This window comes from Pseudoalteromonas luteoviolacea NCIMB 1942, assembly GCF_001625595.1.
GTDB lineage: Bacteria > Pseudomonadota > Gammaproteobacteria > Enterobacterales > Alteromonadaceae > Pseudoalteromonas > Pseudoalteromonas luteoviolacea_A.
In genome coordinates this window covers 60,461-71,375 of sequence record NZ_AUXT01000046.1, presented here as the reverse complement: position 1 = coordinate 71,375, position 10,915 = coordinate 60,461, and the positions used below count along the sequence as shown (strand labels likewise).

The following is a 10,915-nucleotide window of genomic DNA, read 5'->3' as shown; positions in this document are numbered from 1 at the left end:
AAAGTGTGCTCGCACCCTGTTTCATTACCCCCTACGAGAAGCAATATAACCGTGAAAAACTCTAACTTATAATACTTATATTGCGAGTATTTTTATATGTGGGGTAATAAATAAAATTATTGAGTTATTAATTAACTTAATTAAATAGTTTCTGAGATAACATTTTTATTTTGCAAAAAAACAGATTCCCCTACTCAATTGCATACATAACGCTTCATCAATGTTAGTAATGTCGTCAATACTGCGTATAATAGACACACTTAGTAGTATTTTGAGCACGAAAAATGAGACCAGATTGGGATGAGTACTTTATCGATTTAGTGGACAGTGTTGGACAAAGAGCCACCTGTGATCGAGGCAAATCAGGTTGTATTATAGTTAAAAACAAAAGAATAATATCAACAGGTTATGTCGGCTCTCCATCAGGGTTACCACACTGTGATGATGTTGGCCATTTAATGAAGCAAGTGATAGATGTAGATGGCACAACTAGACAACACTGTGTTCGAACCATACATGCAGAGCAAAATGCAATTTGCCAAGCAGCGCGCTATGGTGTGGCATTGGAGGGAAGTACTTTATACTGCACTATGGAGCCATGCCGTGTATGTGCAATGCTTATTATTAGCTGCGGAATTGCAAAAGTAGTCGCTAAAAAACGTTATCATGCGGCACAAGAAACAAGAGATATGTTCGAGATGGCGAATGTTGAACTCGTTGTACTTGAGCAAGAAGTCGCAACATACGACGATCAATAATTGGATTAGCCATAGAGTAGCGCTTTAACTAGCCTACTCTTTGCGCCACTACACCATAATAATCTTTTCAAATACATCTTTGTGGAAATTCTCCCCAGTTATACCGTGTCGTTTAACTCTGTCTTGATGAATACGTTTATTAGCCTCATTAAGCTGGCTTATAAAATCATTGATTTGAATATTATAATATTTAAAGACATCTACTCTGCGAGAAATATCTACATCACTACTATTCACTTCATCTAGCGTATTAAATTGATGCTGAAATACAGCTTGGGATTGCGTTTCAAGAGATTGGTTAAACCTAAAAATTGCGGCATTATCAATAGCCTTTACTCGAGTTTGGCTGCCAAGCCTTTCCCACCCAACCGCACAGACAGTAATCGTAAACTCTCTGCCAAACTCATTCACTAGTTTTTTGTGAAGATCTTCAGAGCCTTTTTCGAAAGCGCTTATGTCAAAAGAGTCCACGGAAACGCTTCCATATCGAGACTTATAACGTAACTGTAAAGTATTTAATAAATAAAACACTTCACCTGTGCTTTGCCAAATTGGCCTTATGACAGAATGGACTTTAGGCTTTGTAACATACGAGCCTAACCACTTTAACATCAGCTTTTTCATCAGCGCCTCCGAGCTTGAATAATAAACAATATAAATGATAACAATTCTTATTGCCATTACCATTTAATGATCATAAACTAAAAAACATGAGTTACTTGATGTGCTTATTCCAAGCACCTAACAACAACAATCGATGACAAATTTGGAGGTTGAAAATGCGCCTTATCATCGGCATACGTAACTTTGTCTTGCGACTATTCTACAGAGCGGCTCGTCCGTTAATATTCTTAATGGATCCAGAGGATGCACACTACATGTTTAAACGCGTTGGCGTTTTTTTGGGCTCTAATTTCCTAACTCGATGGATTACTTCGCTGTTTTTTAACTATGGACACCGCAGCTTAAACATTGAGGTGGATGGAATAAAATATAGAAATCCATTAGGACTGTCCGCTGGTTTTGACAAAGATGGCGAGCTTACCAAAATCTACCCATCGATTGGCTTTGGATTGGCGGAACTAGGCTCGTTTACTGGAGAGGTCTGCCCAGGTAATCCAGGTAAAAGACTCTTCAGAATGGTTAAGTCCAAGTCGATCCTTGTTTGGTATGGGCTCAACAACCAAGGTGCTGAAAAAATTTCATCAAGGTTGAAAGGTGCTAATTTTGGCAAGCTAAAAATCGGCATAAACGCAGCTAAATCGAACATTACCCCTGAGTTCGATTTACAATACTCGATAGATGACTACACCAAAACAATGAATCTATTTAAAGATATTGGTGATTACTTCACAATCAATATCAGCTGCCCAAATACCCAAGATGGTGAACCATTCGTTGATAAAGATAACTTAGGTGCGCTTCTAACCGCTGTGAATGAACATAGAGTTGAAGGCCGGCCTATTTACGTGAAGCTGGCAGCTGATATGACGCTAGAAGAAATCAACATTATCGTAGATGCATGTGTTGAACACAAAATGGATGGCGTAGTACTTACGAACTTGGCTAAGCCCAAATTTAACCAAGAGTATGTTAAATCTGAATTACCTTTTCACAAAGGCGCCATGAGTGGACTTCCGCTGCAACGTATTTCAACAAATGTGATAAGACATGTGTATAGAAGAACCAGAGGTAAACTAACAATTATAGGTGTTGGCGGCGTATTTACAGCCAAAGACGCATACGAGAAGATTACGTCTGGAGCCAGCATCTTGCATATGATTTCAACCCTCATCTTCGATGGCCCTCAGAGCATTAGTGAAATCAATCGCGGCCTTGTTAAGTTACTGAAGGAAGATGGATTTAACTCGATAGAAGAAGCCATAGGATCACAAAATCCACTGCCCAAGCTCAAACCAGTCAAGGAAGAAAAGTCAGACAAGGAAGTTGTCTCAGCGGCGTAATTTCAACCAAAAGTTGATGCTACTAGTGGTGATATCACCTACCTTCTCCAAAGAAACGATATCACCACTTTTTTGATCTATTCAGGAATCGGCGATGCCAAATTAGAACTGTCGGCCAAAAATTGTGCCTTTGGGTGATCTTCCAATTTTGACTCAACCACATGAGTCTGTGATTTTGCAACATCAATAATGATAATTACATCACCTGCATCTAAGTGCTCATTGACCAAAATTTGAAAATATTCATCAAAGGATTTTCCTGCAAGCCTCACAACAACCATAACGATAAATCCAATGACAATACTTGCACCTATTGCCTGTAACAAAAACTTATTCATCACCTCAGTAAAAAAATATAAAAAAGTTAAAATTAGCAACGCAGTTCCCCCAGCAAGTATAAGCGCCCTTTTTCTGGCGGACAATATTTGGGTTTTTTCTATTTGTGTTGATCCATGCAAGTGGTGAGTTTTAATGCCGTTTTCATCTCGAGATAACACGTAAAAATGGTGATCATCGATACCAAGTTCGTGAACTTCATCAGAAATTTTTTCAGCATCGTCCAAACTATCCGTACAGTAAAATAGTCTCTTCATATCAGCCCTCTGTAATTATGTTTTTGACAACACTAATCTCAGTCTAGACACAGATTGCTCAAAAAACATCTAAAAATGAAATTCGAACGTATTGATCTTCGTCAATAGAATCTTGAATTTTTGACACTTTACCTATAACATTCCCCTGCGAGAGGGGTGTAAATGGAAACAGTTCTCAATTGCATTAATCTCGTAAATTTATTCAGGCAGGTAATGGGGTAATTACCCGCGATATCAAGTAGGTTGAATATGCTGAAAAAGTCCTTGTCACTCGTAATGGTTTTTACGATGGCGTTTCTTCTAACAGGTTGTGAGCTTGCTCTTTTTGACCCCGCGGGGCCAATTGGTGAACAGGCGAAAGACCTGATTATAATCTCTGTGGCTTTATTACTGATTGTAATAATCCCTGTATTATTTATGTCTATTTACTTCCCGTACAAGTATCGTACTAGCAATAAAAAAGCTGAGTACAAACCGTCGTGGGAACACTCAACAAAAATCGAACTTGTTGTTTGGATTGTGCCTTGTTTAATCATTGCTGCATTAGCGTACTTCACATATGTCACGTCACACACTCTAGACCCGCGTAAACCATTGGGTAAAGATGAAGACACATTGACTATTCAAGTTGTAGCAATGGATTGGAAATGGCTATTTATCTATCCAGAGCAGCAGATCGCAACCGTCAACGAAATTTCAATCCCAGTGAATACACCGGTTGAGTTTTTAATCACGTCAGACACTGTGATGAACTCATTCTTTATTCCAAGATTGGGAAGTCAGATTTACGCTATGGCTGGTATGGAAAATAGACTTAACCTAATGGCATCTGAAGAAGGTACCTTCAGAGGCATGTCTGCAAACTACAGCGGTTTTGGTTTCTCAGGTATGAAGTTCAAAACACATTCTGTAGATCAAGCAGGCTTTGATGCTTGGGTTAACAAAGTTAAAGCATCAGAGTATGTGCTAGACGAACCTACTTACAAAGCGCTTAGCGAAAAATCAAAAGACAACCCAGTAGTTTACTACTCGGATGTTGACCCTCTGCACTTTAAGAAAACCATAGAGAAATACACTGGGGTTCAAAATGGCAAGTAAAGCTACCATAATCACAGATCCGGATCCGCTCACGGGTAAACTGACTTGGGATTCTATTCCTATTCATGACCCTGTAATTCTGCCAGTAATGATCTGTGCAATACTTGGCGGTTTATTCCTATTCGCACTTATCACAAAAATGGGTAAGTGGAGATACCTTTGGGAAGAATGGTTCACATCTGTAGACCATAAAAAAATTGGTATCATGTATGTCATCGCAGCGATTGTGATGTTAGTCCGTGGTTTTGCGGATGCAATAATGATGCGTACTCACCAAGCGTTAGCAACCGCTGACAGTGTGGGCGCGGGTTATCTCCCTCCTGAACACTATGACCAGATCTTTACTGCTCACGGTGTAATTATGATTTTCTTCGTAGCCATGCCTTTGGTTGTTGGCTTGATGAACATCGTCGTACCTCTACAAATCGGTGCACGTGACGTTGCCTTCCCATTCCTGAATTCTCTGAGCTTCTGGTTATTCGTAGTTGGTGCGTTATTAGTTAACATTTCGCTATTTGTGGGTGAATTCGCTGCTACTGGTTGGCTAGCATACCCACCGCTTTCAGGTATTGAATACAGTCCCTGGGTCGGAGTCGATTATTGGCTCTGGGCACTACAGATCTCTGGTATTGGTACACTACTAACTGGTGTTAACTTCTTCGTTACTATCATCAGAATGCGTGCTCCTGGCATGAAGCTTATGCAAATGCCTGTATTCACGTGGACTTCATTGTGTGCGAACGTTTTAATCATTCTTTCGTTCCCAATTTTAACAGTTACAATCACGCTTCTAACACTTGATAGATATCTAGGTACAAACTTCTTCACTAATGATCTTGGCGGTAACCAAATGATGTATGTAAACCTCATTTGGGCATGGGGTCACCCAGAAGTTTACATTCTAATTCTACCTGCATTTGGTATTTTCTCTGAGATTGCAGCTACATTCTCTCGTAAGCGCTTGTTCGGTTATACATCTCTAGTATGGGCAACAGCAGTTATCATGGTTCTAGCAATGGTTGTATGGCTACACCACTTCTTCACCATGGGTGCAGGCTCAAGTGTAAATGCCTTCTTCGGTATCGCCACCATGATCATAGCCGTCCCGACCGGGGTTAAGATCTTCAACTGGCTATTTACTATGTATAAAGGCCGTGTTGAGTTCACAGCGTCAATGTGGTGGACATGTAGCTTCCTATTCACATTCACAATTGGTGGTATGACTGGTGTAATGCTAGCTGTTCCAGCTGCTGACTTCGTTCTACACAATAGCTTGTTCCTAATTGCACACTTCCACAATGTAATCATCGGTGGTGCTGTATTTGGTTACTTCGCAGGTCTTACATACTGGTGGCCTAAAGCGACTGGTTGGATGCTTGATGAGAAACTTAACAAGCTTTCTTGTGCGCTTTGGACAATTGGTTTCTTCGTTGCGTTCATGCCGCTATACATCCTTGGTTTCAACGGTATGACTCGTCGTCTTAACTACTATGACAACCCAGAGTGGACTCCGTTGCTAATCATTGCAATGGTTGGTGCATTTATCGTTGCAGCTGGTATCGCAGTACAGTTCTACATGGGCTTCATTAGCTTCAAAAACCGTAAGCAAAATATGGACGTTACAGGTGATCCTTGGAATGGCCGTACGCTTGAGTGGGCGACTTCGTCACCTCCTCCGTTTTACAACTTCGCTAAACTACCTAAGATCCATGACCGTGATGAGCATCATTACAAGAAAGAGCATGGTATTGCTTACCAAAAGCCCGAGAAGTACTCAAAGATCCACATGCCATCTAACACATGGGCTGGCTTTGTGATCAGTGCATTCTCACTAACTTTAGGTTTCGGTTTCGTATGGCACATCTGGTGGATGGTTATCGCTAGCTTCATCGGTATCGTAGCTTCTTGGATTGCGTATTCATTTGATCGCAACAAAGACTACTACGTACCAGTGGACCAAGTTGAAGAAATCGAGTCAAAGCACTTGGCAGCTGTTGCAGAACACGCAGCTAATAATGGCAAGTAGAGGAAAGTTTTAAACTATGTCAAACGATCACGTAATCGCAAACGACGTTCATGATCACCACGATGATCATGATCATCATGATACCGGTGGTGATACTATATTCGGATTCTGGATATATATCATGAGTGACTGTATTTTGTTCGCAACATTGTTTGCAACATATGCAGTACTAAGTGGCGGCTTCGCTGGCGGCCCAACACCTAAAGAGTTATTTGACCTTAATCTAGTTGCAGTTGGTACTGCGTTCCTACTATTCAGTAGTTTCACGTTTGGTATGGCAATGCTTCAAGCCAACCAGCGCAAGATGAAAGGTATGATCACTTGGTTGGTCATCACATTGCTACTAGGCCTTGGCTTCCTTGGTTTAGAATTGTATGAGTTCTGGCACTTCAGTACGCTTGGTGCAACACCTCAGACAAGTGGTTATTGGTCAGCATTTTATGCGCTAGTAGCTACGCACGGTCTACACGTATTTGGTGGTATCATTTGGATGCTTGTTCTATTCGTTCACTTCAAACGTGACGGATTTACAGAAGATAACCTAGTAAGACTTTCTTGCCTAAGTTTATTCTGGCACTTCCTAGACATCATCTGGATCTGTGTATTTAGCGTTGTGTACTTAGTAGGAGTGATGTAATGGGCCACACTAATAACGAACATGGCACTGGCGGTGCAGCTCACGGTAGCGTTAAAGAGTACACAGTAGGTCTACTACTTTCTCTAGTATTAACAGCTATTCCGTTTTTAGTTGTAATGTATGATTTGGCATCTCCAGCGATAACGCTTGCTGTCATTCTAGTTACAGCAATTGCACAGCTATTTGTACAACTTGTATTTTTCTTACACATGAACTCATCTTCTGAGCAAATATGGAATACTACTTCAGCCGCGTTTATTGTGTTGACAGTGGCCATAGTTGTGATTGGCTCCATTTGGATTATGGAGCACCTAAATCACAACATGCTCATGGGACATTAAAATGTTAAGAAGTTACCTGTTAATTACAAAACCAGGCATTATCTTTGGTAACTTGATCACTGCGGTTGCGGGCTATGTGCTCGCAGCCAAAGGTGATATTGATTTAGTTACATTTACAGCAATGATAGTGGGTACAGTTTGTATCATCGCCTCTGGTTGTGTTTTTAATAATGTGATTGACCGTGACATCGACCAGCTGATGTCACGCACAAAGTATCGTAAATCGCTCTTAGAGTCGATTTCAGTTACAAAAGCTTTGGTCTATGCAACCCTTTTGGGTTGTATAGGCTTTGCCTCATTGGCACTGTATGCATCCATGATGAGCTTTTATTTTGGAGTATTAGGCTTCGTAGTTTATGTAGGCCTTTACACGCTTTATTATAAAAGAAAGTCTATCTACGGTACCTTTGTAGGCAGTATTTCAGGCGCATGTCCTCCTGTAATGGGGTACTGTGCTGTAAATGGTCAATTTGATATTGGCGCTGTTGTAATTTTAGCAATATTTTGTATTTGGCAAATTCCACATTCATATGCGATTGCGATTTACCGATTCAAAGATTACAAAGATGCGAATATCCCAGTGTTACCAATCGTTAGTGGTGTTGAAGTAGCTAGAAAACACATGATTGGCTTTATCTTAGCCTTTACTGTTCTTGCGCTGTCGTTATTCACTTTGAATTACGTCGGTACCCTATTTGCTTCTCTTACGCTGGTAATTGGTTTGATCTGGTTGCTGAGCACGATTTTTGACTTTCATCGCATGGATAATCATACATGGGCAAAACGCGTATTCATTTTATCGCTCGTTGCCATCACATCTATGAGTGTTCTGATGTCAGTAGATTTTGCTCATATTGATCCAACCGCATATGTAACAGCAAGGTAGAGTCATGAAGCAGTTTAAGTCCGCTTATTTACACTGGATTCTTTCTTTAGTTGGTATTATCGCTTTAGTTTGGTTTTATTTAGCCACAACTACGAAAGACTTCAACGAAACTAGAAAATCCTTTGATGAATTGGGTGGTGATTTTACTCTGCAAAGCTATGCCGGGCCTGTTTCGCTCTCTGATTACAAAGGCAAAATCGTCGTTATGTACTTCGGTTACTTGTCTTGTGCAGAGGTATGCCCAAACTCTCTCGCAGTAATGACTAATGCATTTATGCGACTCGAGAAGCAAGGGCATGATCAGGTGCAGGGCTTACTAGTTTCGGTAGACCCTGCGCGTGATACAGTCGAAGATATGAAGGAATATACCGACTACTTCCACGAGCGTATCACTGGTTTAACTGGCAGTATTGAGCAGACTAAAGTAGTTAGCGCACAATATGGCGTATATTATGATGACAATAATCTTGAGGAGTCTTTCATGGAATACTCCGTTGCACACGCTTCAAGGTTTTACATCATAGACAAACAAGGTAATTTAATTACCGCAATGAGTCATACTACAACTCCTAATGAGCTTGCAGCTCAAATCAAGGAGTTAATGCTATGACCCTAAAGCTGGCTATAGCCACTTCCTTAGTATTGAGTACCCAAGCTATTGCTCAGAACTCAATAGATACCATTATCGAGAAATATAATGTCGCGCACTGTAAATCTGAACTCAGTGCGTTAGCAAAAGATATTATTGGCGAGAAAAAACACCGACTACTTGTTTCTAACCAAACAAGTAAAGGAGATTTTGAAAGCTTGCTCGTTTCTGGTGTACTTGAATACAAAGACAGACAAAGCCACATTACTTTTTCAATGTCTCACAGTGGCGGACACTGTGATGTTGCTTACAAAGAGAGCTTTGCTGTTAAAAACCCATGTATCGTAGTGCGTGAGGAAGTATTCAAAAAATGGCTGTTCAAAGGTAAGTTAAATGACCAAACTCATGTTTTTTCTCACAAAAGAGATAACAAGTTCGTTGGTTATATGACAAGCACCAAAGATGGTTCGTATTGCTTAGTAAGCCGCCAAAAAACAGCATCTTAACCTGTTTGGTATAAGTGCAGTAACCTTTCTATGTACTGCACTTTCTTCGTGTTGGTTTTACTCCCCAGAAAAGAGTTAATTAATACTTACTCGTAAAACGGCAGACAGCTCCAATCACAACTACACAACCTAGGCGCTAACTTCGATTTCCCCTCACCCGTACTTTAAAAAGCTCCGCGTAAACTTCTCTATAACTCTACAATAATTCGAAAATTTCAAAGCCAATGTATCTAGACACCTTTAACCAGATAAGCGTGCCTGAATTTGCCCAAAGCAGATATTCGAAAATGAATTTCGTAGCCAGTTTATTCAATCTTTTAAGTGTGCCAATCAGTACCCTATCCATAACAAGTAATGTAAAAATGGAGACTCGACATGAAGAGCACCTTAAAGACAGCATATGATTTTGAAATGGATAAAGCCAAGATGAAATACGCTCAAGGGCGATTTGAAGCCTGTTTCAAGCACCTAGAAAGAGCCCATATTCTAGGGCAAAAGTTTACTTTTGCTCACACAATGAGCCATTATTGGATGCTCAAAGTCGGCCTAAAAATTTATGATCGCAAGGAGGTTTTGGGGCAACTGATACGCATTGTCGCCGCGATAGTATTTTCAAAAGTATGGGTTCCTAAAGGAAATACAGGTGGCTCGAATGTCAGTGCCATCATGTCATTACCCATTCCTGATGACTTACGTGAGTATTTAGATGATTAGAATGTGCAGTAAATTTAAAATAGCTCAGTAAAGAGACGAGCGAAGGTCGCTTTCCATCCAAAAGCAATGCCTCCGCTTACCACCACTCGGGCTATGCACTTAGTACTATTCGCTTGGTATTTAAATATTCCGAACCAGCCCACTATTATGTGTTCGGTTAGTAAAGCATATTTTCCGTCTTTTAAACGCTAACACCATTATAATTAAACCAATGATAGTTAAGGCGATAAGAGTTATTTGTATAAAAGGTAAATCATTGGGCGCTTTTGGTGCCTGAGAATATGCAGCACTAAATTCAAAGCTCAATGGAGCGCCCTTGCTAAAAGTCAGTTTTTCTCCTTTTTTTGTTCCAAAGTCAGCTTGAACTAATTCTATAGCCGCCTGTGTTGCAGATTCTTTAGCCTTAAAAAATACCCGAGCGATCCTTCCATTACCTGAAACACTCTGCGCCGGCGCGATTTGGCTAACAATATAACTTACAGAACCATGGTTTGAATCAGTTTGATTTTGTAGCACATAAAGCCTGTCGTTATCGAAAAAATTCCCATGCTCTACTAGGCCTCCCTCCTGATTCTCAGTACTACCAATAACGCTAATTTGACTCGCATCGAATCGCAATGTGAGGTGAACGCCATACACATCAGGTACATCTCGAGTCATAATATCTACATAAAACTCACTCCCTGTTTTTATTGCTTTTTCGGGCGTACTTAGAAATGTTTGACCTTGTTCGGCCACTACCATAAAGCTATTAAGTAACAAAAAAATAGTTATAAGCTGCTTCATTTTCTTTCTCTTTTATA

13 protein-coding genes are annotated in these 10,915 nt (G+C 40.3%); 10 read left to right on the top strand and 3 right to left on the bottom strand.

What is annotated here, in order from left to right:
- Positions 1 to 284: 284 nt before the first annotated feature.
- The gene (locus tag N482_RS03955; RefSeq protein ID WP_063375844.1) at positions 285 to 758 is read left to right on the top strand and encodes a deoxycytidylate deaminase; all 474 of its coding nucleotides are present in this window, start codon (positions 285 to 287) and stop codon (positions 756 to 758) included.
- A gap of 48 nt (positions 759 to 806) precedes the next feature.
- Here N482_RS03955 and N482_RS03950 read toward each other — a convergent pair whose 3' ends face one another.
- Positions 807 to 1,382, bottom strand: a complete 576-nt coding sequence (locus N482_RS03950; protein WP_063875653.1) for a hypothetical protein — start codon at positions 1,380 to 1,382, stop codon at positions 807 to 809.
- Positions 1,383 to 1,537: 155 nt separating this feature from the next.
- On the opposite strand from N482_RS03950, the gene N482_RS03945 reads away from it, so the two are divergent.
- Positions 1,538 to 2,722 (top strand): quinone-dependent dihydroorotate dehydrogenase, encoded by a 1,185-nt coding sequence (locus N482_RS03945; RefSeq protein WP_063375842.1) that lies wholly within the window; start codon positions 1,538 to 1,540, stop codon positions 2,720 to 2,722.
- Between the two features lie 77 nt (positions 2,723 to 2,799).
- Here N482_RS03945 and N482_RS03940 read toward each other — a convergent pair whose 3' ends face one another.
- Positions 2,800 to 3,315 (bottom strand): hypothetical protein, encoded by a 516-nt coding sequence (locus N482_RS03940; protein ID WP_063375841.1) that lies wholly within the window; start codon positions 3,313 to 3,315, stop codon positions 2,800 to 2,802.
- A gap of 288 nt (positions 3,316 to 3,603) precedes the next feature.
- On the opposite strand from N482_RS03940, the gene cyoA reads away from it, so the two are divergent.
- The 8 genes from cyoA (at position 3,604) to N482_RS03900 (ending at position 10,112) form a co-directional block, all read left to right on the top strand.
- On the top strand, positions 3,604 to 4,413 hold the full coding sequence (gene cyoA / locus N482_RS03935; RefSeq protein WP_231100783.1) for a ubiquinol oxidase subunit II: 810 nt from the start codon (positions 3,604 to 3,606) through the stop codon (positions 4,411 to 4,413).
- Entirely contained in the window at positions 4,403 to 6,439 is a 2,037-nt protein-coding gene (gene cyoB / locus N482_RS03930; protein WP_063375839.1) for a cytochrome o ubiquinol oxidase subunit I, read from the top strand. Before cyoA ends, cyoB begins: the two co-directional genes overlap by 11 nt.
- A 16-nt stretch (positions 6,440 to 6,455) precedes the next feature.
- Positions 6,456 to 7,076, top strand: coding sequence for a cytochrome o ubiquinol oxidase subunit III (cyoC, locus tag N482_RS03925; RefSeq protein ID WP_023399254.1), 621 nt, complete (start codon positions 6,456 to 6,458; stop codon positions 7,074 to 7,076).
- A complete protein-coding gene (cyoD, locus tag N482_RS03920) occupies positions 7,076 to 7,417 on the top strand; it encodes a cytochrome o ubiquinol oxidase subunit IV (protein ID WP_063375838.1) in 342 nt (113 codons plus the stop codon). The genes cyoC and cyoD overlap by 1 nt, the downstream gene beginning before the upstream one ends.
- Position 7,418: 1 nt before the next feature.
- Positions 7,419 to 8,303, top strand: a complete 885-nt coding sequence (gene cyoE / locus N482_RS03915; protein ID WP_063357666.1) for a heme o synthase — start codon at positions 7,419 to 7,421, stop codon at positions 8,301 to 8,303.
- 4 nt (positions 8,304 to 8,307) lie between these two features.
- Positions 8,308 to 8,913 (top strand): SCO family protein, encoded by a 606-nt coding sequence (locus N482_RS03910; RefSeq protein WP_063375837.1) that lies wholly within the window; start codon positions 8,308 to 8,310, stop codon positions 8,911 to 8,913.
- A complete protein-coding gene (locus N482_RS03905) occupies positions 8,910 to 9,398 on the top strand; it encodes a hypothetical protein (protein WP_063375836.1) in 489 nt (162 codons plus the stop codon). The genes N482_RS03910 and N482_RS03905 overlap by 4 nt, the downstream gene beginning before the upstream one ends.
- A 375-nt stretch (positions 9,399 to 9,773) precedes the next feature.
- A complete protein-coding gene (locus N482_RS03900) occupies positions 9,774 to 10,112 on the top strand; it encodes a DUF3703 domain-containing protein (protein ID WP_063375835.1) in 339 nt (112 codons plus the stop codon).
- A gap of 120 nt (positions 10,113 to 10,232) precedes the next feature.
- Here the strand turns inward: N482_RS03900 and N482_RS03895 are convergent, their stop codons facing one another.
- Complete coding sequence (locus tag N482_RS03895) at positions 10,233 to 10,898, bottom strand: cohesin domain-containing protein (protein ID WP_063375834.1); 666 nt, start codon at positions 10,896 to 10,898, stop codon at positions 10,233 to 10,235.
- Positions 10,899 to 10,915 lie beyond the last annotated feature (17 nt).

Bases quoted from the DNA above. Each gene is read 5' to 3' on its own strand.
- N482_RS03955 (WP_063375844.1), top strand. From the start codon at position 285: ATGAGACCAGATTGGGATGAGTACTTTATCGATTTAGTGGACAGTGTT.
- N482_RS03950 (WP_063875653.1), bottom strand. From the start codon at position 1,382: ATGAAAAAGCTGATGTTAAAGTGGTTAGGCTCGTATGTTACAAAGCCT.
- N482_RS03945 (WP_063375842.1), top strand. From the start codon at position 1,538: ATGCGCCTTATCATCGGCATACGTAACTTTGTCTTGCGACTATTCTAC.
- N482_RS03940 (WP_063375841.1), bottom strand. From the start codon at position 3,315: ATGAAGAGACTATTTTACTGTACGGATAGTTTGGACGATGCTGAAAAA.
- cyoA (WP_231100783.1), top strand. From the start codon at position 3,604: ATGGCGTTTCTTCTAACAGGTTGTGAGCTTGCTCTTTTTGACCCCGCG.
- cyoB (WP_063375839.1), top strand. From the start codon at position 4,403: ATGGCAAGTAAAGCTACCATAATCACAGATCCGGATCCGCTCACGGGT.
- cyoC (WP_023399254.1), top strand. From the start codon at position 6,456: ATGTCAAACGATCACGTAATCGCAAACGACGTTCATGATCACCACGAT.
- cyoD (WP_063375838.1), top strand. From the start codon at position 7,076: ATGGGCCACACTAATAACGAACATGGCACTGGCGGTGCAGCTCACGGT.
- cyoE (WP_063357666.1), top strand. From the start codon at position 7,419: ATGTTAAGAAGTTACCTGTTAATTACAAAACCAGGCATTATCTTTGGT.
- N482_RS03910 (WP_063375837.1), top strand. From the start codon at position 8,308: ATGAAGCAGTTTAAGTCCGCTTATTTACACTGGATTCTTTCTTTAGTT.
- N482_RS03905 (WP_063375836.1), top strand. From the start codon at position 8,910: ATGACCCTAAAGCTGGCTATAGCCACTTCCTTAGTATTGAGTACCCAA.
- N482_RS03900 (WP_063375835.1), top strand. From the start codon at position 9,774: ATGAAGAGCACCTTAAAGACAGCATATGATTTTGAAATGGATAAAGCC.
- N482_RS03895 (WP_063375834.1), bottom strand. From the start codon at position 10,898: ATGAAGCAGCTTATAACTATTTTTTTGTTACTTAATAGCTTTATGGTA.